Raw genomic sequence first — 22,638 nt, 5'->3', positions numbered from 1 at the left:
TGCCGGAAACCGGCAATAAACGGGGTCTCGGAGCGGCCGGGGTGCGACATTGTTCCCGTACGCCTCGTCGATCACCATTGATGCAGGTCAGGGGAAGTCGGGGGACAAGGGATCCGGGGGGATCGGGGGGAAGGGGATCGGGGGACAGGGGGAAACGGGGGAACGGTTCCACGCCGGTTGGGGAGCGGGCGGGAACCGGTCGGCACACCGGAGCACGGGCAGACCACGCCCGTGCTCCGGTGTGCTTTCCGCCGGCGGTTCGCACCTCGCGGGGTCGGGGGTAATCGGCCGGCGCGATCGGGGCGTCCGCTCTACGGTGGGCCGCGGCAGGTGATCGAGCCTTGAGGAGGAATGAGATGCGGCGACTCGACGGTGTGCTCCGTCCCGGTGCCCCTTCCCACACCCTCGAGGACCGTCATTCCCACTCGAACCCTCAACCTGGGCGTGCTCGCGCACGTCGACGCCGGTAAGACCAGCCTCACCGAGCGGCTGCTGTTCGACCACGGGACGATCCCGCGGCTGGGCAGCGTCGACGGCGGTGACACGCAGACCGACAGCGGCGAGCTGGAACGCCGCCGCGGCATCACCATCCGCTCCGCCGTCGCGTGGTTCAGGCTGGGCGATCCCGTGCTGGGCGACCTCCAGGTGAACCTGGTCGACACGCCCGGGCACCCCGACTTCATCGCCGAGGTCGAACGCGCCCTGTCCGTGCTCGACGGCGCGGTGCTGGTGATCTCGGCGGTCGAGGGCGTGCAGGCGCAGACCAGGGTGCTGATGCGCTCGCTGCGGCGGCTGCGCCTGCCGACGCTGCTGTTCGTCAACAAGATCGACCGGATGGGCGCGCGGCACGACGACCTGCTCGCCGAGATCCGCCGCAGGCTCACGCCCGCCGTGCTGCCGATGGTGCGGGTCGAGCGGCTCGGCACGCGTGACGCGGCCGTCGTCGCCCGCCCGTCCGTCGACGGCGCGTTCCCGGCGGAGGCGGCCGAACTCCTGGCCGACCACGACCTGCCGCTGCTGGGCCGGGTGCTCGACGGCGACGTGCCCGACGACGTGTCCGGGCCGCTGCGGGACCAGACGTGCCGGGGGCTGGTGCACCCGGTGTACTTCGGCTCGGCGGTGTCCGGCGCCGGCACGGCCGAACTGGCCGACGGCGTGCGGCGGTTCCTCGCGCCACGCCCGGCGCCGTCCGACGACCTGCGGGGCACGGTGTTCGCCGTCGAACGCACCGGCAAGGGCGAGAAGGTCGCCTACCTGCGGCTGTTCTCCGGCACGCTGCACGGCCGGCAGCAGGTGGCGTTCCGGCGGCGGGACGCCTCGGGCGCGGTGGAGGAGTACCGGGGGCGCGTCGCCGGGCTGGAGGTCGTCGGCGGCGGGTCAGGTCCGCTGACCGCGGGCGACATCGGCAGGCTGCGGGGTCTGCCGCGGGTGCGCGTCGGCGACCGGTTGGGCGCGGACGACGACGGGCCGAGGGCGCACTTCTCGCCGCCGATCCTGGAGTCGGTCGTCCGGCCCGAGCACCCCGACCGCGCGGCCGCACTGCACGCCGCGCTCACCAGGCTGGCCGACGAGGACCCGCTCATCCGGACCCGGACGGCCGGGGGCGGCGCGACGTCCGTGCTGCTCTACGGGGCCGTGCAGCGGGAGGTGATCGCGGAGCGGTTGCAGCGCGAGTTCGGCATCGTCGCGGTGTTCGAGCCGGTCCGGCCGGTGTACTTCGAACGGCCGGTGGGCCGGGGCGAGTCCGTGCACGAGTTCTCCCCGCGCGGACCGAACGACTTCTGGCAGACGGTGGGCGTGCGCGTCGAGCCGTTGCCGCCGGGCACCGGCAACACCTTCACCAGGCAGGCGCAGCTCGGCCTGCTGCCCAAGGCCTACCACCGGGCGATCGAGGAGGCGGTGACGTCGACGCTCCACCAGGGCCTGCACGGCTGGGAGGTGACCGACTGCGCGGTGACGATCACCCACGTCGGGTACCGGGCGCCGAGCACGGTCGCCGCCGACTTCCGCCACCTGACGCCCATCGTGGTGCTGCGGGCGTTGCGGCAGGCGGGCAGCGCGGTCCACGAGCCGGGCTACACGGTCGAGGTGGAGGTGCCGGACGACGCGCTCAGCGCCGTGACCGGTCTCCTGCTCTCGCTCGGCGCGGACCTCGGCCCGGCCGCGGAGTCCGGCTCGTCGTGGCTCGTGCCGGGCGACATCCCGGCCCGGTCGCTGCACGACCTCGCCGCCGCCCTGCCGGGCCTGACCCGCGGCGAGGGGAGCATCTGGCACGAGCCGGGGCCCGCCCGCCGCGTCCGCGGCCCGGCGCCGACCAGGGCCAGGACGGACGGCAACCCGCTCGACCACGACGAGTACCTGCGGTTCCTGTCCAACCGGAACCTGGTCGACCGGTGACCCCGTGACTACCCCACCGGGCGAGCCGTCAGCCCGATCCCGGCCGCGGTCGGGTCACCGTCAAGCAGGGCGGCCATGACGGGGCCGTCCAGCTCCGCCAAACGCCCGTCGTCCGCCGGCCGCGTCGCCGTCCACCCGGGTTTTGACAGGTACTTGTCAAACTGCCAGATTGTCCGATGTGACCGCACTGTCCGATCCGGGCCGGGAGTTCACGGACCTCCTGGCCGAGGTGTCCCGGGTGCACGGCCTGCTCCTCGCCGCCGGTGACGGGCTGGCCGGGCCCGCGGGCCTGACCGGCGCCCGGTGGCAGGTGCTCGCCGTGGTGGACCACGGGCCGCGCACGATCGCGGACGTGGCCCGGGCGATGGGGCTGACCAGGCAGGCCGTGCGGCAGACGGCGACCGGCCTGGTCCGCGCGGGCCTGGCCGAGTTCCGGGACAACGTGCGCGACCGCCGGGCCAGGCTGCTGGCGCCCACCCCGCGCGGCCGGACGGCCCTGCGCGAGGTCGAGCTCCGACAGGCGGAGTGGGCGAACGACCTGGCCGCCCGCCTCCCCGCCACCGGACTGCGGGCCGTCACCGGGACGCTGCGCCACCTCGGTGAGGTGTTGCAGGGCCGATGACCGTTGCTCGGCACCGGGATGCGGGCCGGCACGCGGTGAGGGTCGGCTAGGTCAGGAACATCGAGCCCGCGAAGGCCCGCACCATCGCCTCCGGGTCGCGATCGGTCCGCGACAGCGCGCCGGTGTTCCACAACGTCGCGAAGCCGTGCACGAGCGACCACGCCGCGACCGACGCCAGCTCCGGGTCGGGCCGGTCGGCGACGCCGCCCGCCAGTGCCGCCCCGGCCCGGTCGCGCGCCTCGGTCAGCGCCGGGTCGTCGCCGTGGTAGAGGTCGGGCCGGAACATCACCTCGAAGTGCGCCCGGTGCCCGACCGCGAAGCGCACGTAGGTCGCGCCCAGGTCGACGATGTCGCCGCCGGCCGCCACCGTCGCGTCCAGCGCGTCGGCCAGGAGCGTGAAGCCCTCGGCGGCGAGCGCGGTGAGCAGGCCCGCCTTGTCCTTGAAGTGGTGCACCGGCCCCGCGTGCGACACCCCGACCCGCCGGGCCAGGTCGCGCAGGCCGACGCCGCCGGGGCCGTGCTCGGTGATCGCCTCGACGGCCGCGTCCAGGACGGCGCGGCGCAGGTCCCCGTGGTGGTACGGGCGCTCGGTGGTCACCCCCGGCAGCCTACCCGCGATCTAGTCATTGACAAGTTGCCTGGTCGCACGCAATCTTGTCACTGTCAAGTTCGCGTTCACGAAGGAGTGCCAGTGGCACCGCTCGTCATCCTCGTCGTCGTCACCCTCGCCCTGGTCGGCCTGCGGGCCGTCGGTGTCACCCGGGTCCCGGCCTGGCCGTTCGCCGTGCGGTGCGGTGTCGCGGCGATGTTCGTCGCGACCGGGCTGGCGCACTTCATCGGCATGAGGGAGGAGCTGATCGCGATGGTGCCGCCCGCGATCCCCGCACCCGGCCTCGTGATCACGGTGACCGGCGTGCTGGAACTCGCCGGCGCGGCGGGCGTCCTGTGGCGCCGGACCGCGCCGTGGGCGGCGGCCGGGCTCACCGCGATGCTCGTGGGCATGTTCCCGGCGAACGTCTACGCCGCCGAGAAGGGCCTCTCACCCTCGTTCGGCGACGCCCTGCTGCCGCGCACGCTCATGCAGCTCGTCTTCCTCGCGGCCACTGTGAGCATCGTCGTGCACTACGCCCGCACCCGCCGGTCCCTCGACTCGCGCGAGGAGGTGCGCGCCTGACCGCGGCCGTGCTGCTCCAGGTCGTCGGCGACGCCCTTGTCGAGAGTGACGCGGACCAGCGCGGCGGCGAACCGGGCCAGGTCGTCGGCGGGCACGAGGCGGGCCAGCGCGCGGCGGTCCTCGGGCAGCCCCACGCGGCCGGCGCCCGCCAGCGCCTTGTCGTCCAGGAACGGGCGCAGCTCCGGCCACACCCCCTGCGCCTCGCGGCAGAAGATGGCCGAACCGACCGGGCCCAGGCGCGGTGTCCGTTCGAGTGCCGCGCGCAGGCGTGCCACGTCACCGCCCGCGTCCTCGCGCAGCCGGCGCAGGTCGCCCTTGTAGTCGTCCAGCACCAGTTGCGCGCCTTCGCCGAGCGCGGTGGCCGTGCTCTCGTCGTAGCGGACGTAGTGGGCACGGCCCAGCGCGTCGACCCGTTGCTGCCACGTCGTCCCCGCCGTGCCGCGAGGGGTGGTGCAGCCCGCCGCGGCCAGCTCCCGTGCCGCGGCCACGGCGATGTCCGCGCGGATGCGGGTGGACAGCAGCACGCTGAGCACGAGCAGCCGGTACAGCGGCGACGGCGTGTCCGCCAGCCGGATGCCCGCCTGCTCGGCGTACGTCCGCCCGGCCCGGTCCAGCAGGCGTCGGGCGATGTCCTCGTGCTCGCTCATGCCGTCCGGTTACCCCGGCGGGTCCACGGCCACGTCATCAACGCCCACACCGCGAGCACGAAAGCGCCTTCCGGCACCAGGTACCACGGCCAGTCGCCGAGCAGGTCCAGCACGGACGCCGTCGACGGCTTGCGGTTGAGGTAGCCGTAGTTGGAGCCGAGCGCCGCGTTGAGCGCGAACATCGCAGCCGCCCACCCGACCGTGACCAGCACGGCCAGCCGGTAGCCGCGCCAGTCGGGCCGCAGCCCCAGGCCCCACGTCAGGTAGACGGCGGCCCAGACGACGAACAGGTGGGTGGCCCAGAACAGCAGGAAGCCGAGGTCCGGGAAGTCGACCCGCAGCACGGGCGTGATCAGCGCCTGGACGCTCAACGTCAGGCCCCAGTAGTACGTGAGCGCGAACGCCCACCGCCGTTGCGACCACAACGCGTAGGCGGCGATCGGCCCCGCCAGGTCGGACAGCTGCAACGGCAGCGAGTACTGGACGTTCCAGCGCGGCGGCAGCATCAGGTAGGTGTGGATGCCGACCTGGAGCAGCAGCACGATCGCGGCGAACACACGCGAGAAGCGGCGTGACGGGCGCGTGCGGCCCAACACCACCACGGCCGCGGCGCCCACCGCGAACAGCCCGAGCACGACCCAGTGCGAGAGGCCGAACGCGGTGAACTCCCGGGCGATGGGCAACGACGCCACACGTCGGGCTACCCGCGGCACGGCCGGGCGACACCCGGTGGAGTCAGCCGGCGACCACCTGGTCGAGCGTCGGCACCACGGTCAGCACCCGGTCGACCTCGGTGAGCCGCAAGGGGTGGACCACCGACCGCCGGCTCGCCACGACCGCGAACCGGACACCGGCCGCGACCGCGCGGTGGTGGGCGTCCAACAGGGCCGAGATGCCCAGCGAGCCGAGGATGGTCACGTCGGTCAGGTCCACCACCAGCACCGGTGGCCGCAGCTCCAGCTGCACGTCCAGCTCGGCGTGGATCAGGTCGACACCCGCCAGGTCGACCTCGCCGGTGACACGCGTGACCGGGAGGCCGTGCACCTCGGTCGTGTCGATGGCGAGCTCCTCACCCTGCCAAGGCCGATCGGTCATGGACGACGCCCCCTCGCTGGACCTCCGTTGTGACCGTGGCGTCGTCCCCGTCCGGCTCGGCGTTACGCCTGGCGTGGACGCGGCATCGGTTACGCCATCCGCACGCCGGGTACTCCTCCGGTCTCCGGGGACATCGGAGGTGGTGGCATGGCCGACCCGCCCAACGGCGACGGTCGCGGCGCGGTCGTGGTCGGGTTCGACGGTTCGGAGCAGGCGCGGCTGGCGGCGTTCTGGGCGGCTCGGGAGGCCGCGAGCCGCGGGTGCGCGTTGCTCGTGGTGGACGTGCTGCGCGTGCCGATGCCGGACCTGGCGTTGACGTCGATGACCGTGCCGCTGCCCGAGGCGATGACCGAGGAGGCGGTGCGCGGGTACGCCGAGGGGGAGCTGGCCGCCGTGGCCGCCGAGTGCGAGCGGCTGTGCGCGGGCCTGGAGGTGCGGACCCGGCTGGAGCACGGCCACCCGGCCGACGCGTTGAGCGCGCTCGCCCGTGACGCCGAACTGCTCGTCGTCGGCTCGTCCGGGCGTTCCGGGCTGTCCAGGGCGCTGCTCGGCTCGACCACCGCGGACCTGGTGAACGCCCACCGCCGACCGGTCGTCGTGGCCCGCGGCGACGGCGGTGGTGACGGCCGGGTGGTCGTCGGGGTGGACGGGTCGCCGACGAGCGAGCGCGCCCTCGGCTTCGCGTTCGACTTCGCCGGGCGGCACGGGCGCGACCTGCTCGCCGTGCACGCGTGGGCCGACCTGCCGGTGGAGGCCGTGGCCCCGATCTGGGCGGCGCGGTCGGACCTGGGGCAGGTGGAGGCCGAGGCGGAGGCGCTGGTGGAGCGGACCCTGGCCGGACACCGCGAGGCGCGCCCGGAGGTGCGGGTGAGCCGGGCGGTGGCCTTCGACGGTCCGGCGCACGCGTTGCTGGAGCACGCCCGCGACGCCGACCTGCTCGTGGTGGGCAGTCACGGCCGTGGCGCGGTCCGCCGCGCGCTGCTCGGCTCGGTGAGCCACGCCGTGCTCTACCACGCGCCGTGCTCGGTCGCGATCGTCCACCGCGACCACGACACCACGACCCCACGAGGAGGGGACGCGTGAACCCGCAACTCCGCGACCACGGACCGGACCTGTCCGTCCGGTCTGACCAGGCTCTCCGCGACCACCAGCGGACCGCGGCGACCCCACCGCATCGTGACCACGAACCGGACCCGCCCGACCCGCTGACCCCGGATCCGGTCCCGCGCCGGCCGCAGCCGTCCGGACCCGAGCCGGTGCCACCGAAGCCGATCCCGCCACCGATCCCACCCACCTCCGACCACCTCGACCGCGACCGTGGCCTTGGACGCGGCCTTGACCTCGACCGCGCCCGCTGATCGTGGCGGACATCGGAGGTCTCACCTGGGCGCTCACCATCGGCCTGGTCCTCGTGCTGCTCGCGGTGGACTTGGTGCTGGCGGTCGTGCGCCCGCACCGCGTCAAGATCGGCGAGGCGACCGCCTGGTCGGTGTTCTACGTGCTCTTCGCGCTGCTGTTCGGCGTCTGGTTCACGCTGGCGCACGGCGGGCAGGCCGGCACCGAGTACTTCGTCGGCTACCTGGTGGAGAAGAGCCTGTCGGTCGACAACCTGTTCGTGTTCGTGATCATCATGTCGACGTTCGCCGTGCCGGAGGCGCACCAGCACAAGGTGCTGACGTTCGGCATCGTGCTGGCGCTGGCGCTGCGCGGGGTGTTCATCGCGGTCGGCGCGACGCTGTTGGCGTTGTTCTCGTTCGTGTTCCTGCTGTTCGGCCTGCTGCTGCTCTACACGGCCGTGCAGCTGTTCCGGCACCGGGACGAGGACCCGGACGTCGAGGACAACGTCGTGGTGAAGACCGCGCGCCGGGTGCTGCCGATCACCGACGACTACGAGGGCGGGAAGCTGTTCACCCGCGCCGGGGGCCGGCGGATGGCCACGCCGCTGTTGCTGGTGCTGCTGGCGATCGGCAGCATCGACGTGCTGTTCGCGCTGGACTCGATCCCGGCGGTCTTCGGGATCACGTCCGAGCCGTACGTCGTGTTCGTCGCCAACGCGTTCGCGCTGCTCGGGTTGCGGGCGTTGTTCTTCCTGGTCAAGGGTTTGCTCGACCGGTTGGTGTACCTGTCGACGGGTCTGTCGCTGATCCTGGCGTTCATCGGGGTGAAGCTGATCCTGCACTGGGCGCACCAAGACCTCGACCCGCGCGTGCCGGAGGTGCCGACGCTGCTCAGCCTCGGCGTGATCGTGGTGGTGCTGACGGTGGTGACCGTGGCGAGCCTGGCCAGGACGCGGCGCGACCCGTCGGTGAAGGCGCGTCCCGGCTCGCTGCGCGCCCGGCGTGCCCAGCCCTCCGAACCCCACCGTCCGGAGTGACCCCTCCCCTGACCCCGCGTGCCCGGAAGGCAGGACACGCGGGGTCAGGGGAGGTAGGTGGTGCCGCCCGCGGCGGCGGACAGGCGGCGCACGTACTCGTTGTGCTCGACCATGGCGCGCAGGGCGGAAGGTGAGTCGGCGGTGCGCAGCAGCGCCAGCAGGAACACGGTCGGGCTGTCCGGCAAGCGGAGGCCGGGCGTGCGGAAACGGGCCCGTGGCAAGGGGTAGACGAGCACCACGCCGGTCTCGCCGACGGTGAGCCCGGCCAACGACTCCGCCAGCACGGCCTCGGCCGCGGAGTCCGGCAGCAGCACGTTCAGCCACGGGTGCGGCCACCCCCACGGGCCGAGGTCCCGCAGCACGGCGACGTCGTCGGCCATCCGGTTGGCGAAACGCCGGTACGTGACGGTGTCGACCTCGGCCGCCGCACGCCGGTCCCGCAGCCCGTCCAACGGCTCCGGCGGCGGCATCGGCGGTGTGAAGTACGCCGTGGCGTCGATCCGGAACGTCCACCGGGCGCCGTCCGGCTTGGCCCGCCCTTCCAGGTGGTCGAACCGGCGTTCGGCCATCAGCAGCCGCTGGTCGTGCAGGAAGTCGGCCACCCGGTCGTACCGGAGCCGGAAGCACCGGGCGTGGGTGTGCGCCGGCACCAGCCGCAACGTCGCCCGCAGGACCACGCCACGCCGACCGCGGCCCGCGCGCACGGCGTCGAACACGTCGGGGTGACGGGTCGGCGAGCACGTCACCCGCTCGCCGTCGGGCGTGACGACGTCCAGGTCGAGCACGTTGTCCGTCTGCGCCCCGAAGTGGTGGCCGGCCCCGCCGAGACCGCCGACGGACAACGTGCCGCCGACGGACAGGTCGAGGTAGTCGGTCAGCACGGGCGGCGTCACGCCGAGTGGCAACGTGGCCGCGAGCACGTCACTCCACCGCGCACCGGCGTCCACGACGGCGTGCTCGGGCGTCACCCGGTGCACGGTCCGGAAGCCGGTCAGGTCCAGCACGATCCCGCCCGGCGCCTGCGCCTGTCCGCCGGTCGAGTGGCCTTCGGCCCGCGGCACGACGGTGAGGCCGTGCGCCCGGGCCAGCCGCACCACGGCCGTGACGTCGTCGGCGGACGTCGTGCGCAGCACACCGACCGGCCGCTGCCGCACGACGTGCCCGAAGTCGTCCGCGGCCCAGTCGAGCGCCGCGTCGTCGGTCAGCAGCACGCCGTCGGGGAAGTCGACCACGCCCCGAAGCGTGCCACCGACACCGACATCCCACACGCGGCGCCCGACAACCCGGGCCTAACGCGCGAGCAGGTCGCGCAACGCCTTGACGACCTCACCGGGCGCCTCTTCGGCCATGAAGTGACCGCACGTGACGGTCCGGTGCTCCAGGTCCGCCGCCCACTCCCGCCACCGGCCGGCGGCGTCGAACCCGAGCGCCGAGCCCCAGTCCTGCTGCAGCACGGTCACCGGCATGCGCAGCCGGTTGCCCGCCTCCCGGTCGGCCAGGTCGTGCTCGACGTCCACGGTGGCGGAGGCCCGGTAGTCGGCGACGATCGACGGGACCGCCTCCCGGGACGCCTTCAGGTACGCGGCGCGGACGTCGGCCGGGATCGCGGCCGGGTCGTTGGCCCAGACGTCCAGGAAGTGGCCGAAGAACGCGTCCGCCGACGCGCCGATCATGGCCTCGGGCAGACCGGGCGGCTGGGCCATCAGGTACAGGTGGAAGCCGATGGCCGCGGTGGCGCCGTGCATGACGTCCCACATGTCGAGGGTCGGCAGCACGTCCAGCGAGGCCAGGTGCGTGACCGCGTCGGGGTGGTCGAGCCCGGCGCGGATCGCGACCAGCGCGCCCCGGTCGTGGCCCGCCAGCGCGAACCGCTCGTGCCCGAGCGCGCGGGCCAGGGCGACGACGTCGGCGGCCATCGTGCGCTTCGAGTACGCCCGACCGTCGTCGGCCGGCTTGTCGCTGTCGCCGTACCCGCGCAGGTCGGGGCAGATGACGGTGTGGTCGGCGGCCAGGTCGGCGGCGACGTGCCGCCACATCAGGTGGGTCTGCGGGAAGCCGTGCAGCAGCACGACGGGGCTGCCCGAGCCTGCCACGGCGACGTTGAGCGCCACGCCGTCGGCGACGGTGACGCGCTGCCTGCTGAACATCGTGTGAAGCTCCGTTCCGGGGGTGTGGTGCGGTTGCCCGACCCACTCTGGGCGGCCCCGATCAGTGCTCGATCAGCAACCGGTCAGCACCGCGAGGCAGCCGCCGACCAGGTCGGATACGTTGTCGGCGATGGTGCGTTTCCGGGTGCTGGGCCCGCTGGAGGCCGTGGGCGAACGCGGGCCGCTCGACCTCAAGGGGCCGCGGCACCGCGCCGTGCTGGCACGCCTGCTGGTCGCCAGGGGCCGGGTGGTGCCGGTCACGCGGCTGATCGACGACCTCTGGGGCGACGACGCGCCGGACGGTGCGCTCGGCGCCGTGCAGACGTTCGTCGGCGCGCTGCGCAAGGCCCTCGAACCGGACCGCCCGCCCCGGACGCCGGCCCGGCTGCTGGTGACCGTGCCGCCGGGGTACGCGCTGCGGGCGGACGAGGTCGACGCCCGGCGGTTCGAGGAGGCGGTCGGCGAGGCGGCCCGGTTGCTGGCCGACGGCCGGCCCGGGAACGCGAAGGCGCTGCTCGACGACGTGCTCGAACTCTGGCGCGGCCCCGCCTACGCGGAGTTCGCCGACCGGCCGTGGGCGCTGGGCGAGGCCGCGAGGCTCGACGAGGTGCGGCTGCTGGCCGTCGAACGGCGGGCGGAGGCGGCGCTGGCGCTGGGCCTGGCCGCGGAGTCGGTGCCGGACCTCCGGGCGCACGTCGCCGCGCACCCGTTGCGGGAGGACGGCCGACGGCTGCTCGCCCTCGCGCTCTACCGGACCGGGCGCCAGGGCGAGGCGCTGGCCACGCTGCGCCAGTCCCGCGAGGTGCTGCGGGTGGAACTCGGCGTGGACCCCGGGCACGCCCTCCGGCAGCTCGAGACCGACATCCTCACCCAGTCGCCGGCCCTCGCGCCCGAACCGCCGCCCGCCCGCTCCAGCCCGTTCATCGGCCGGGTGGACGAGCTGGCCCAGCTGGAGCGGGCCGCCCACGCGGGCCGGCGGCTGGCGTTGATCTCGGGCACGGCCGGGGCGGGCAAGACGGCGTTGGCCGAGGAGCTGACCGCACGGCTCGCCGCCGCCGGCTGGGCGACGGCGTGGGGCGCGTCCACCGAGGACGCGCCCGCCGCCTGGCCGTGGACGCGGATGGCGGAAACGCTTGCGCTGGACGCGGACCCGCCCGCCGGCCGGTTCGAGCGGCACCGCGCGATCGCCGCGTCCCTGGCCGGGCTCGGGCAACGGATCATGCTGGTGTTCGACGACCTGCACTGGGCCGACGAGGACACCCTCGCCCTGGTGACGTCGCTGGCCGCCGACCCCGACGCCGGACGCGTGCTGATCGTCGCCACCTACCGCTCCACCGACATCTCCGCCGCCCTGACCGAGGCCCTCGGCCGGGCCGCCCGCACCGAGCCGACCCGCGTCTACCTGGGCGGCCTGACCGAGCCCCAGGTGCGCGAACTGGTCGAGGCCACCACCGACCGCGAGCCGACCGACGCCGACGTCCGCGCGATCCACACCCGCAGCGCGGGCAACCCGTTCTTCGTCCGCGAGCTGACCCGCCTCTGGGAGACCGACCCGGCCCTGCGCACCGTCCCCGCCGGCGTCCGCGACGTCCTGCGCCACCGCCTCGCCCAGCTCACCGGGACCGCGCGGACCCATTTGCGCCAGGCGTCGGTCCTCGGCCAGGAGGTCGACCTGGACGTGCTGATCCCGCTCGCCGGTGACGAGGAGGCGGTGCTGGACTCCGTCGAGTCGGCGCTGCTCGCGGGGTTCCTGGTCGAACCGGACGCCGACCGCCTGCGGTTCGCCCACGCGCTCGTGCACGAAACGCTGTACGACGACATCGCGCACGCCCGCCGGGCCCGGTGGCACGCCGCGGCGGCCGACGTGATCGAGCAGGTGCACCCCGACGACGTCGAAGCCATCGCGCAGCACCTCCTGCGCGCCGGCAACCGGGCCACCGCCGAACGCACCGCGCGCTACACCCGGGCCGCGGCCGAACGCGCCGAACGCCGGTCCGCGCCGCACCAAGCGGCCACGTGGTGGCGGGAGACGCTGGCGCGGACCGGACAGGACCGCCTCGGAGCCGTGATGGGCCTGGTGCGGGCACTGGCCGTGACCGGCGACCTGGAGCAGGCCCGCCGGCACCGGGCGGAGGCCGTCGCCGAGGTGGAAGGCGACCCGGTGCTGACCGCCCGCACGATCGGCTCGTTCGACGTGCCCGCGCTCTGGACCACCAACGACGACGAAGCCCTGTCCGCCCGCCTCACCGAGGCCGCCGAACGCGCGCTGGCCGCCCTGCCACCGGGTCACGAGGCCGAACGCGCCCGCCTCCTGATCACCATCGCCGTGGAACGACGCGCCGACGCCGAACGACGCGGCCGGGACGCCGCGCTCGAAGCCGAGGCGATCGCCCGCGACCTGGCCGACCCGTCGTTGCTGGCCCTGGCGCTCAACGGCCGGTTCCTGCAGACGTTCCACCGGGCGGGCCTCGCCCCCGACCGGGCCCGGATCGGCGCCGAGCTGCTCGACCTCTCCGCCCGCCACGGCCTGGTCACGTTCGAGGTGCTCGCCCACCTGATCCTCGTGCAGTCCCACGCCGCGCTCGCCGACCTGGCCGCCGCCGACCGGCACGCCGCCGCGGCCGACGCGCTCGCCGAACGGCACGACCTGCCGCTGGTCGGCGTCTTCACCACCTGGTACGCCGCGCTGCGCCTGGCCGTGACCGGGCGGCGCGACGAGGCCAGGGCCGCCTACCGCGCCGCCGCGTCCCGCCTCTCCGGCGCCGGGATGCCGGGTCTGGAACGCGGCATCCTGCCGCTCGCGCTGCTCGGCCTCGGCGACGTGCCGGACGACGACTGGGGCCCGTACGAGCCGTGGGCACGCCCGGTCGCCCTGCTCGCCCGGGGCAGGCGGGCCGAAGCCCTCGCGGCCGTCGTCCCCGATTCGCCGCACGACCTGCTGTTCGAGGCCCGGACGTGCCTGCACGCCGTGATCGCGGTCGAAGCGGGGGACCGGCCGACCATCGAGCGCCTCTACGACCGGCTCCTCCCGGCGGCCGGTGAACTCGCCGGCGCGGGCAGCGGCCTGGTCTCGTTCGGCTCGACCGCGGACCACCTCGCCACCCTCGCCGCCGCGCTCGGCCGGCACGAGCGGGCCGCCGAACACCGCCGCCAGGCGCGGGAGATCGCCGAGGAACTGAAGAAGTCCACAATGGACTGACGGTGGCGTCACCTAGTGGCTGCCTCAGGGTGCCGCTGGGTGATCATCCTGATCCGGCACGCGGACGAGCCGCCCTAAGTTCGCCTGGTGACTGGACAACGATTGCTCGTGCCGGCCCTGCTCGCCGGCGTGGCGCTGGCCACCGCCGTGCCCGCGGCGGCTTCACCGTCGCCGGTGCGGTTCGAACTCCCCGCACCCACCGGCCCTTACGCGGTCGGGACCACCGAACTGCACCTCGTCGACCACGCCCGCCCGGACCCGTGGCTGCCGGACACCACCAGGGAACTGATGGTCACCGTCCGGTATCCGGCCACGCCCGCCGCGCCGAGCGCCGACGACGCGGCGCCGTTCATGCCGCCCGCCGTCGCCGAAGCGGTCGCCGCGAGCGACGCCAGGGCCCTGCGCATCGACCCGGCCGAACTGGACTACGGCTTCGCCACCCACTCGGTCCCCGACGTGCCCGCCGTCCCCGGTCGACGGCCCGTCGTGCTGTACTCGCCGGGCCGCGGCAACCCGCGCGCCCTGGGCACCGGCCTCATGGAGCAGTTGGCCGGCAAGGGATACGTGGTCGTCGCCATCGACCACACCCACGAACCGCTCGCCGTCCAGTTCCCCGACGGCCGGGTCGCGCCGCGCGCCGTGCCACCGCTGACGATCGACGTCAACAAGAAGTTGATGGCCACCCGCGCGCGCGACACGAGCTTCGTGCTCGACCAGCTGGAAGTCCTCGCCGCCGGCGGCAACCCGGACGCCGGCCGACGCCGCCTGCCGCCGAACCTCGCCCGGTCGCTCGACCTGTCGCGGGTCGGCATGCTCGGCCACTCGGCGGGCGGGTTCACCACGGGCGAGACCATGGTGTCCGACCGCCGGATCGACGCGGGCGCGAACCTCGACGGCAGCATGGCCTACGACCAGACCGCGGGGGACTTCGGCCGGGTCGCCGACGAAGGCCTGGACCGGCCGTTCCTGCTGATGAGCGCGGGCGACCACAGCGCGGCCTCCGACCTGTCGTGGCAGGCATTCCTGGCCAACCACCGCGGCTGGGTGCGGCAGCTGCACCTGCCGGCCGGCGAGCACTCGTCGTTCACCGACCACCAGTCGCTGGTGCCGCCGCTGGCTGCCCACCTGGGCCTCGACCCGGCGGTGACGGCGCCGATCGTCGGCACGGTCGACCCCGCCCGCAGCACCGCCGCCCAGCGCGCCTACCTGACCGCGTTCTTCGACCAGCACCTGCGCCACCGGCCGCAACGCCTGCTCGACGGACCGTCCGACCGGCACCCCGACGTGCGGTTCCTCGGCTGAGCCGTCAACCCTGCCCGCTGGGCGTGACCAGCCCGGTCTCGTAGGCCACGACGACGGCCTGCACGCGGTCGCGCAGGCCCAGCTTGGCCAGGATGCGCGCCACGTGCGTCTTCACCGTCGCCTCGGACAGGTGCAGGTTCCCGGCCAGCTCGGCGTTGCTCAGCCCGCGCGCCAGCAGGCGCAGCACCTCCAGCTCACGCGGGGTCAACGCGGCCAGGTCGCGGTGCAACGACGCGGTGTCCGCACCCCGGTTCGCGAACCGCTCCACCAGGCGGCGGGTGATGGCGGGCGCCAGCAACGCGTCGCCGGAGCGCACCATCCGCACCGAGGCGACCAGGTGCTCCGGCGTCACGTCCTTGAGCAGGAACCCGCTCGCACCGGCCGACAACGCGGCGTAGACGTAGTGGTCGAGGTCGAACGTGGTCAGGATGATCACCCGCGGCTCGGTCTCCGCGCCGGTCAGGATCCGGCGGGTGGCCTCCAGGCCGTCCAGCTCGGGCATCCGGATGTCCATCAGCACCACGTCGGGCACGGTGCGCCGCACCGCCTCCACGGCCTCCAGGCCGTTGGTGGCCTCACCGACCACGTCGATGCCGTCGGCGGTGAGGATCATCCGGAAACCGGTGCGCACCAGCACCTGGTCGTCGGCGACCACCACCCGCAGCGGGGCGCTCACGGCGCCTCCACCGGGATCGACGCGGTCACGTGGTAGCCGCCGCCGGGCCGCGGGCCGGCGTCCAACGTGCCGCCGTAGACGGCCAACCGCTCCCGCAGGCCGATCAACCCGTGCCCGTTGCCCGCCGCCGCACCCGGACCGGGCTCGCCGCCGGTGTCGACCACCTCCACCCGGAGGTGGTCGGCGCCGTAGTCCACGGTCACCTCGGCCGACCCGCCGGAGGCGTGCTTGACCGCGTTCGTCAACGCCTCCTGCACCACCCGGTAGGCGGCCAGCTCCACCCCCGACGGCAGCGGGCGCGGCTGCCCGGTCACCCTCGTCCCGACCGGCACCCCGGTGTCCCGGAGCCGGTCGACCAGGGCCGCCAGCTGGTCGAGCCCCGGCTGCGGCGCGAGGTCGGCCGGGTCCGCGCCGTCCACCGTCAACAGCCCCATCACGTGCCGCAACTCCGTCATCGCCGCCCGTCCGCCCGCCTCGACCGCGAGCAACGCCTCCTGCGCCTGCCCGGGGGAGGAGCCCATCACCTTGCGCGCCGCGCCCGCCTGGATCGTCATCACGCTGACGTGGTGCGTCACCACGTCGTGCAGCTCGCGGGCGATGCGGGCCCGTTCGTGCTCGACCGCCCGGTGCAACGCCTCGGCCTGCTCGCGTTCCAGCGCCGAGACCTGCGCCCGGCCCTCGTCCGTGCGGACCTTCCACGTGCGCAGGCCGTTCGCCGCCACGATCAGCGGCACCAGGATCAGCAGCGGCACGTACTCGTTCGGCACCACCGGCAGCTCGGAGTCCCGGAACACCGCCACCACCAGCACCGTCACCAGCAGGCTCGCCAACGCGGGCGGCCGGTGCGGGCTGTACGCGGCGGCCGAGTAGGCGGCGATGACGCAGGCGTAGAACGTGAGCCGCGGCGTGTCCGACGGCGCCGCCAACGTCGCGTACAGCACCACCCACAGCACGGCCAGCGGATAACGGCGACGCAGCGCCAACGCCACCGCCGCCGCCACCGCGATGACCACCGCGCCGAACAACGTGTCGGGTTGCGGCGGCGGTACGGGCAACGGTTGCGGCAGACCACCGATCAGGACGGGCGCGGGCACGTCCTGTGAGTCGACCGCGAACCGCACCGAGGCGATCCCGACCACCAGCGCCACCACCGCGTCGAACACGTAGTTGCGCACCGCGGGCCGCGGCAGCGGACCCGTCGGCAGCACCACCAGGGCGGCCCAGGCCCGCAGTCGGTCCACCACCGCCGCGTTCGTCACCCGGCCATTCTCACCGACCGCCGGCCACCGGACATCCACCCGGGCGACCACCCCGCCTCCACCGCTCGACTACATCGCAGGGATGACACCGCGCCGCCCTCATCCCGGCGGGGTACCGGAAATGCCCCGGCCGACCGACGCGCCCGGCTCCGCGCCGCTCCTAGCGTCCACCGCGCCACATCGAGGACGAACCAGGGAGCCGACCATGACCACGCCGGTGATCGAACTGCGCGACGTGAGCCGCAGGTACGACGACGGGCCACCGGCGTTGGACGACGTGACGCTGACCGTGCGGGCCGGGGAGGCCGTCGCGGTCCTCGGCCCGTCCGGCAGCGGCAAGTCCACGCTGCTCAACCTGATCGCGGGCCTCGACCGGCCCGACACCGGCATCGTCACCGTGGCCGGCGAGCGGGTCGACGGCCTGGGCGAGGCCGCGTCCGCGCGCTACCGGCGGGCCCGGATCGGCATGGTGTTCCAGTTCTTCAACCTGCTCGACGACCTGACCGTGGCCGACAACGTCGTCCTGCCCGCACAACTGGCGGGCATGGCGCGCGGCGAAGCGGCCAAGCGCGCGGCCGAGCTGCTCGACCAGCTCGGCGTCGCCCGGCACGCCAACGCCTACCCCGGACGCCTGTCCGGCGGCGAACGCCAGCGGGTCGCGGTCGCGCGGGCGTTGATGAACCGGCCCGCGCTGCTGCTCGCCGACGAACCGACCGGCGCGCTCGACACCGCCTCCGGCGAGGACGTCAGCGCGCTGCTCACCGAGCTGAACGCCGACGGCCAGACCCTCGTGGTGGTCACCCACGACCTGGCGCTGGCGCGGTCGTGCACGCGCCGCACGATCCAGCTCGTCGACGGCCGCATCGCCGGCGACGTCGCCGTGGAGCCGACCCGATGAGCGGGCTGGGACGGGTCGTGCGCTCGGGCGTGGCACGGCGCCGCGTGCAGACCGCGGTGATCGGGCTCGCCACCACGATGGCCGTCACCTCGTCCGTGCTCGGCGGGTCGCTGCTGGTGGCGTCCACCGCGCCGTTCGACGACGCGTTCGCCGCGCAGCGCGGCGCGCACCTGTCGGCGCAGTTCGACGCGGGCAAGGTGACACCGGAGCAGCTGTCGGCGCCCGTCACGGGCGTCACCGCGTCGGCCGGGCCGTTCCCGACCACCTCGGTCACGCCGAGCGATGAGGGACCCGGCGACCCCGCGCCGCTGACCGTGGTGGGCCGGGCCGAACCCGGCGACGGACCGGTGGACGCGGTGACGTTGACCGACGGGGAGTGGGCCGACGCGCCGGGCGAGGTCGTGGTGTCCGCCGACAGCCCGCACGCGCACTCGCCGACCGGCTCCGGCGTCGGCCGCCGGATACCCCTCGCCGACGGCTCGACGTTGACCGTGGTCGGCGTGGCCCGCTCGGTCAGCCGCACCGCCGACGGCTGGGTGCCACCGTCCTGGATCACCTCGCCCGGTGGCTACCAGGTGCTGTACCGCTTCGCGTCCGCCGCCACCGCCGAGCAGGTCGACGCGGGCCGTGCGGCGGTGACGGCGGCGTTGCCCGAGGGCGCGATGACCGGCTCGCAGTCGTGGCTGGTGCTCAAGCGGGCGGCCGACCGCAGCATCGCGGTGTTCGTGCCGTTCCTGGTCGCGTTCGGCGTGCTGGGGCTGGTCATGTCGCTGCTCGTGGTCGGCAACGTGGTCGCGGGCGCGGTCGGCGCGGGGACGCGGCGGATCGGCATCCTCAAAGCGCTCGGCTTCACCCCGGCGCAGGTCGTGTGGGCGTACCTGGCGCAGGCCCTGATCCCGGCGGCGGTCGGCACCGCGATCGGTGTCGTGGCGGGCAACCTGCTCGCGATCCCCGTGCTGGCCGAGACCGAGGACGTCTACGGCGCGGTGCGGTTGACCGTGGCCCCGTGGGTGGACGTCGTGGTGGTCGTCGCCGCGTTGGCACTGGTGTCGGTGACGGCGTGGGCGAGCGCGTTGCGCGCCGGTCGGTTGCGCACGGTGGACGCGATCGCCGTCGGCCGCACCCCGCGCCCCGGCCGCGGCCGGTGGGCCGCCAGGCTGACCGCCCGACTGGCCGTGCCGCGACCCGTCGGCCTCGGCCTGGCCCGCCCGTTCGCGCGGCCCGCCCGTGCGCTGGCGATGGTGGCGGCGGTGCTGTTCGGCGCCACCGCGGTCACGTTCGCGGTCGGGTTGGCGTCCTCGCTCAACCAGCTCCAGATCGCCCGCAACCACAACTCGGCGGACGTGACGATCGGCGTGGACGGGCCGGGTGGTTCCGGTCCTGGCCCTGGTCCTGGTGTCCATCCGAGGAAGCCGGAGGCCGACCCGGCCGCGGTCTCGGACGCCATCAGCGCCCAGGCCGGGACGCGCGCGCACTACCGCACCAGCCGGACGCGGGTGACCGTCAGCGGCGTGGCCGGCGCGACCGAGCTCGTGTCGTTCACCGGTGACGCCACCTGGGACGGCTACCAGCTGGTGTCCGGCCGGTGGTTCACGGGGCCGGGCGAAGCCGTCGCGCCGACGCCGTTCCTCACCGCCACCGGCACCCGCGTCGGCGACACCGTGACGCTGAACGACGGCGAGAAGTCGGTCACCGTGCGGATCGTCGGCGACGTCTTCGAGATGGGCAACGACGGCATGGTGGTGCTGACCGACGCGGCCACGTTCACGTCCGGGTCGACGGACACCAGCCACTACATCGCGGTCCGGCCCGGCACCGACGTCACCTCCTACGTCGAAGGGCTGAACACGGCGCTGAAGCCGCTCGGCGCCACCGCGCGGCCCGGTCGGTCCAATCAGGCCAGCGACACCGTCATCCTGATCAACAGCCTGACCACGATCCTCACGCTGATGCTCGTCGCGGTGGCCGCCATGGGCGTGCTGAACGCCGTCGTGCTCGACACCCGGGAACGGATCCGGGACCTGGGCGTCCACAAGGCGCTCGGCATGACGCCCCGGCAGACCATCGCGATGGTGATCGCCTCCGTCGTGCTGATCGGGGTGGTCGGCGGTGCGGTCGGCGTGCCCGCCGGGGTCGCGCTGCACCGGGCCGTGCTGCCGGCGATGGGGGAGAGCGCCGGGATCGGCCTGCCCGCGTCGGTCTTCGCCGTGCACGACCCGCTGACGCTGCTCCTGCTGGCCATCGGCGGCTCGCTGATCGCGGTCGTGGGCGCCGTGCCGCCGGCCACGTGGGCGGCGAAGACGTCTACGGCAAGGGCTTTGCGGACCGAATAGGGCGGAGGACGGGGACCAGGGCGAGCGCCGGTAGCAGCAGCAGCGGCACGACCAGCAGCGCCCGGAGGACGCCGACCTGGTCCCCGAGCAGGCCGACGACCGGCGGCCCGGCCAGGAACGCGGTGTAGCCGATCACCGCGACCACGCTGACCCGTGCGGCCGCCCGGTCCTCCTCGTCGGCGGCGGCGCTCATGCCGACCGGGAAGCCGAGTGACGTGCCCAGGCCCCACAACGCCACCCCGGCCACCGCCACCGCCGGCGAGCCGCCCAGCACCGCCAGGGTCGTCCCCGTGATCGCCAGCAGCATCGTGCCCACCAGCACCGGCACCCGTCCCCACCGGTCGAGCGCCACCGTGCCGACCACCCGGCCGAACGTCATCGTGGTCACGAACACGCCGAACACGATCGCGCCCGCCGCCGGCCCGAACGCGTAGCCGTCCACGAACGCCACCGCTACCCAGTCGTTCGCGGTGCCCTCGGTGAAGGCCAGCACCAGCACCAGCAACCCGATCAGCAACGTGCGCGGTTCACGCCAGGCCGCCAGCACACCGCTCTTCTCGCCGATCGCGTCGCTCGTGCTGTGCCGGAACGACCGCGCGGCCGCGACCGTGCCGGTCAACGTGACGACCGCGACGCCCGTCAGGTGCGCCGTCACCGGCAGGCGCAGCGAGGCCGCCGCCGCGGCCAACCCGGCGGCCACCACCGTGCCCAGGCTCCAGACCGCGTGGAACCGCGGCATGACCGTGCGCCCGACCACCCGCTCCACCGCCGCCGCTTCGACGTTCATCGCCACGTTGCACGTGCCAGATCCGTACCCCAGGAGGAACAACCCGACCGCCGTCGCCGCCGCCGAGGGCCAGATGCCGATGGCCGCACCCGCCACCACCAGCCCGGCGGCGACTCCGACGGTCGACGCGCACACCGTTCGCCGGGCTCCGAGGCGGTGGGTCACCTCGCCGGCGGTGAGCATCGCCAGCGTCGCGCCGGCCGACATGGCCAGCAGGAGGAGCCCGAGCGCGCCCGCGCCGAGGCCCAACGCGTCGCGGGCGGCGGGGACGCGTGCGAACCAGGACGCCACCGCGACCCCGTTGAGCCCGAACGTCACCGCGACCCCTGCAGCGGCCCCTCCGACGCCACCCGACGTCACCTCGACTCTCGACATGCAACTCCCTTCCCCGACCGTCCCGATCCTCGCGCCCTGCCAACCCATCGCCGCGCACCCAGCCATGACCCAGCCCTGACCCAGCCCTGACCCTGAACCCAGCCCTGACCCGCTTCCGTGACCTCATACGTGGAAGCGCTTCCACCACAAGGGCGGGGCCTGGCAGACTTCCCCCGTGGCCAAGGCCGAGCAGGGACGGGAGCCGATCTCGCCGAACGGGCGGAATTCGACCTCGCCGAACGGGCAGGAGCCGACCTTGTCGGACGTGGCCCGCCGAGCCGGCGTGTCGCCGGCGACCGCGTCCCGCGCCCTGAGCGTCCGCGGCCCGGCCTCAGCGTCCGCCCGCCACCGAGTCGCCACCGCCGCACGCGAACTGGGCTACACCCCCAACCCCGTTGCCCGCGCCCTGGCCACCCGCAGCGGCACCCGCGTCGCGATAGCCGTCGGCGGCCAAACCTCGCACGTGCTGAACGACCCCTACGTAGCCCGCGTAACCGCCGCCACCGCCGGCGCGGCCGCCGCACGCGGGGTCGGCGTATCCCTCCACTGGCTCCCACTGCACGATCCCGGCGAACTGGGCAGGTTGGCCGACGACCGCGACATCGGCGGCGTGATCGTCGTCAACCCCACCACCCCGGCGCTGGCCACGATCCCCAGGTCCGCCCGAGGCCGGATCGCGTCGATCGGCATCGGAACCCGCCACGTGCCGTCCTTCGACGTGGACAACTCCACCGGCACCACGAAGGTGATCGAACACCTGCTCACCACGGGCCGCCGGCGAATCGCCATGATCACCGGCCCCCGATGGCTCCCGTGCACCGAACGCGCCCTCACCGCCTACCACCGCGCCCTCGCCGACGCCGGAGCCCCACCCCGCCTGGCCGCGGGCAACTTCACCGCAGCCACGGGCGAATCCGCCACCACCGAAATCCTGACCCGCTGGCCGGACACGGACGCGATCTTCGCCCTCGGCGACCTGTCCGCCCTCGGCGCGCTGACCGCCCTGCGCCGCAAGGGCGTCGACGTGCCGGGCGACATCGCCGTCGCCGGCTTCGACGACCTCCCCTACGCCGCCCTGAGCCACCCCGGCCTCACCACCACCACGCACCCGGTCGAAGCCATCACCACCGCCGCCGCCACCGCCGTCCTCAACCACCAACCCGCACCACCACAAACCTTCTACCCGACCACCCTGATCCTCCGCGCCAGCACCTGACCCGCTGAGCCGCTGACCGCTGCCGGCTGACGTCAGGCGGTCAGGCGGTCAGGCATCACGCGTCAGGCGTCACATGACAGGCGCGTCAGGCGTCAGGTGTCCGGCCAGCCAGCCACCCGGCCGGCCGGCCGGCCGGG

19 protein-coding genes are annotated in these 22,638 nt (G+C 74.3%); 10 read left to right on the top strand and 9 right to left on the bottom strand.

Annotated elements, in window-relative coordinates; genetic code table 11:
• Positions 1-444 precede the first annotated feature (444 nt).
• Positions 445-2,397, top strand: a complete 1,953-nt coding sequence (locus ABTZ99_RS34895; protein ID WP_499617520.1) for a GTP-binding protein — start codon at positions 445-447, stop codon at positions 2,395-2,397.
• A gap of 178 nt (positions 2,398-2,575) precedes the next feature.
• Positions 2,576-3,019 carry a MarR family winged helix-turn-helix transcriptional regulator gene (locus ABTZ99_RS34890; RefSeq protein WP_498775574.1) on the top strand — a complete coding sequence of 148 codons (444 nt, stop codon included), beginning with the start codon at positions 2,576-2,578 and terminating at the stop codon, positions 3,017-3,019.
• Positions 3,020-3,065: 46 nt separating this feature from the next.
• Here ABTZ99_RS34890 and ABTZ99_RS34885 read toward each other — a convergent pair whose 3' ends face one another.
• A complete protein-coding gene (locus ABTZ99_RS34885; protein WP_498775572.1) occupies positions 3,066-3,617 on the bottom strand; it encodes a TetR/AcrR family transcriptional regulator in 552 nt (183 codons plus the stop codon).
• Positions 3,618-3,710: 93 nt separating this feature from the next.
• On the opposite strand from ABTZ99_RS34885, the gene ABTZ99_RS34880 reads away from it, so the two are divergent.
• Positions 3,711-4,193 carry a DoxX family protein gene (locus ABTZ99_RS34880; RefSeq protein WP_499617518.1) on the top strand — a complete coding sequence of 161 codons (483 nt, stop codon included), beginning with the start codon at positions 3,711-3,713 and terminating at the stop codon, positions 4,191-4,193.
• On the opposite strand, the gene ABTZ99_RS34875 is transcribed toward ABTZ99_RS34880, so the two are convergent.
• From ABTZ99_RS34875 to ABTZ99_RS34865, 3 genes are read right to left on the bottom strand one after another with little or no spacing between them, the layout of a single operon-like run.
• Positions 4,142-4,840: an endonuclease gene (locus ABTZ99_RS34875; RefSeq protein ID WP_498775568.1), complete on the bottom strand. Its 699-nt coding sequence runs from the start codon at positions 4,838-4,840 to the stop codon at positions 4,142-4,144. The genes ABTZ99_RS34880 and ABTZ99_RS34875 overlap by 52 nt on opposite strands.
• Positions 4,837-5,532, bottom strand: coding sequence for a YwaF family protein (locus ABTZ99_RS34870; RefSeq protein ID WP_498775566.1), 696 nt, complete (start codon positions 5,530-5,532; stop codon positions 4,837-4,839). The genes ABTZ99_RS34875 and ABTZ99_RS34870 overlap by 4 nt, the downstream gene beginning before the upstream one ends.
• A 43-nt stretch (positions 5,533-5,575) precedes the next feature.
• Positions 5,576-5,935, bottom strand: coding sequence for an STAS domain-containing protein (locus ABTZ99_RS34865; protein WP_499617515.1), 360 nt, complete (start codon positions 5,933-5,935; stop codon positions 5,576-5,578).
• A 147-nt stretch (positions 5,936-6,082) separates the two neighbouring features.
• Between ABTZ99_RS34865 and ABTZ99_RS34860 the strand changes: the two genes are divergently transcribed.
• On the top strand, positions 6,083-7,018 hold the full coding sequence (locus ABTZ99_RS34860) for a universal stress protein (RefSeq protein ID WP_499617513.1): 936 nt from the start codon (positions 6,083-6,085) through the stop codon (positions 7,016-7,018).
• Between the two features lie 277 nt (positions 7,019-7,295).
• The gene (locus ABTZ99_RS34855; RefSeq protein ID WP_499617511.1) at positions 7,296-8,309 is read left to right on the top strand and encodes a TerC/Alx family metal homeostasis membrane protein; all 1,014 of its coding nucleotides are present in this window, start codon (positions 7,296-7,298) and stop codon (positions 8,307-8,309) included.
• A gap of 44 nt (positions 8,310-8,353) precedes the next feature.
• On the opposite strand, the gene ABTZ99_RS34850 is transcribed toward ABTZ99_RS34855, so the two are convergent.
• The gene (locus ABTZ99_RS34850; RefSeq protein ID WP_498775558.1) at positions 8,354-9,541 is read right to left on the bottom strand and encodes an FAD-binding protein; all 1,188 of its coding nucleotides are present in this window, start codon (positions 9,539-9,541) and stop codon (positions 8,354-8,356) included.
• A gap of 57 nt (positions 9,542-9,598) precedes the next feature.
• On the bottom strand, positions 9,599-10,456 hold the full coding sequence (locus tag ABTZ99_RS34845) for an alpha/beta fold hydrolase (protein ID WP_498775556.1): 858 nt from the start codon (positions 10,454-10,456) through the stop codon (positions 9,599-9,601).
• A 130-nt stretch (positions 10,457-10,586) separates the two neighbouring features.
• Between ABTZ99_RS34845 and ABTZ99_RS34840 the strand changes: the two genes are divergently transcribed.
• Together ABTZ99_RS34840 and ABTZ99_RS34835 are read left to right on the top strand one after the other, a co-directional pair.
• A complete protein-coding gene (locus ABTZ99_RS34840; protein ID WP_499617508.1) occupies positions 10,587-13,655 on the top strand; it encodes an ATP-binding protein in 3,069 nt (1,022 codons plus the stop codon).
• An 87-nt stretch (positions 13,656-13,742) separates the two neighbouring features.
• Complete coding sequence (locus ABTZ99_RS34835; RefSeq protein WP_499617506.1) at positions 13,743-14,957, top strand: alpha/beta hydrolase family protein; 1,215 nt, start codon at positions 13,743-13,745, stop codon at positions 14,955-14,957.
• 4 nt (positions 14,958-14,961) lie between these two features.
• Here ABTZ99_RS34835 and ABTZ99_RS34830 read toward each other — a convergent pair whose 3' ends face one another.
• A complete protein-coding gene (locus tag ABTZ99_RS34830; protein ID WP_499617504.1) occupies positions 14,962-15,633 on the bottom strand; it encodes a response regulator in 672 nt (223 codons plus the stop codon).
• Positions 15,630-16,892, bottom strand: coding sequence for a sensor histidine kinase (locus tag ABTZ99_RS34825; protein WP_499617502.1), 1,263 nt, complete (start codon positions 16,890-16,892; stop codon positions 15,630-15,632). The genes ABTZ99_RS34830 and ABTZ99_RS34825 overlap by 4 nt, the downstream gene beginning before the upstream one ends.
• 205 nt (positions 16,893-17,097) lie before the next feature.
• Here ABTZ99_RS34825 and ABTZ99_RS34820 point away from each other — a divergent pair, with 205 nt between their 5' ends.
• Together ABTZ99_RS34820 and ABTZ99_RS34815 are read left to right on the top strand one after the other, a co-directional pair.
• Positions 17,098-17,790, top strand: coding sequence for an ABC transporter ATP-binding protein (locus ABTZ99_RS34820; RefSeq protein ID WP_498775547.1), 693 nt, complete (start codon positions 17,098-17,100; stop codon positions 17,788-17,790).
• Positions 17,787-20,123: an ABC transporter permease gene (locus tag ABTZ99_RS34815; protein ID WP_499617499.1), complete on the top strand. Its 2,337-nt coding sequence runs from the start codon at positions 17,787-17,789 to the stop codon at positions 20,121-20,123. Before ABTZ99_RS34820 ends, ABTZ99_RS34815 begins: the two co-directional genes overlap by 4 nt.
• Here ABTZ99_RS34815 and ABTZ99_RS34810 read toward each other — a convergent pair.
• Positions 20,095-21,285, bottom strand: a complete 1,191-nt coding sequence (locus ABTZ99_RS34810; protein ID WP_499617496.1) for an MFS transporter — start codon at positions 21,283-21,285, stop codon at positions 20,095-20,097. The genes ABTZ99_RS34815 and ABTZ99_RS34810 overlap by 29 nt on opposite strands.
• Positions 21,286-21,460: 175 nt before the next feature.
• Here ABTZ99_RS34810 and ABTZ99_RS34805 point away from each other — a divergent pair, with 175 nt between their 5' ends.
• Positions 21,461-22,501 carry a LacI family DNA-binding transcriptional regulator gene (locus tag ABTZ99_RS34805; RefSeq protein ID WP_499617494.1) on the top strand — a complete coding sequence of 347 codons (1,041 nt, stop codon included), beginning with the start codon at positions 21,461-21,463 and terminating at the stop codon, positions 22,499-22,501.
• Positions 22,502-22,638 lie beyond the last annotated feature (137 nt).

It is taken from the genome of Actinosynnema sp. NPDC002837 (assembly GCF_040295345.1).
In the GTDB taxonomy this organism is placed as follows: domain Bacteria; phylum Actinomycetota; class Actinomycetes; order Mycobacteriales; family Pseudonocardiaceae; genus Actinosynnema.
The sequence above is the reverse complement of the archived record's forward strand: the minus strand, read 5'-3'. Positions and strand labels throughout refer to the sequence as shown.

Excerpts from the sequence above, each read along its gene's own strand:
- ABTZ99_RS34875 (WP_498775568.1), bottom strand. The coding sequence starts at position 4,840 with ATGAGCGAGCACGAGGACATCGCCCGACGCCTGCTGGACCGGGCCGGG.
- ABTZ99_RS34865 (WP_499617515.1), bottom strand. The coding sequence starts at position 5,935 with ATGACCGATCGGCCTTGGCAGGGTGAGGAGCTCGCCATCGACACGACC.
- ABTZ99_RS34860 (WP_499617513.1), top strand. The coding sequence starts at position 6,083 with ATGGCCGACCCGCCCAACGGCGACGGTCGCGGCGCGGTCGTGGTCGGG.
- ABTZ99_RS34845 (WP_498775556.1), bottom strand. The coding sequence starts at position 10,456 with ATGTTCAGCAGGCAGCGCGTCACCGTCGCCGACGGCGTGGCGCTCAAC.
- ABTZ99_RS34840 (WP_499617508.1), top strand. The coding sequence starts at position 10,587 with ATGGTGCGTTTCCGGGTGCTGGGCCCGCTGGAGGCCGTGGGCGAACGC.
- ABTZ99_RS34820 (WP_498775547.1), top strand. The coding sequence starts at position 17,098 with ATGACCACGCCGGTGATCGAACTGCGCGACGTGAGCCGCAGGTACGAC.
- ABTZ99_RS34815 (WP_499617499.1), top strand. The coding sequence starts at position 17,787 with ATGAGCGGGCTGGGACGGGTCGTGCGCTCGGGCGTGGCACGGCGCCGC.
- ABTZ99_RS34810 (WP_499617496.1), bottom strand. The coding sequence starts at position 21,285 with ATGTCGAGAGTCGAGGTGACGTCGGGTGGCGTCGGAGGGGCCGCTGCA.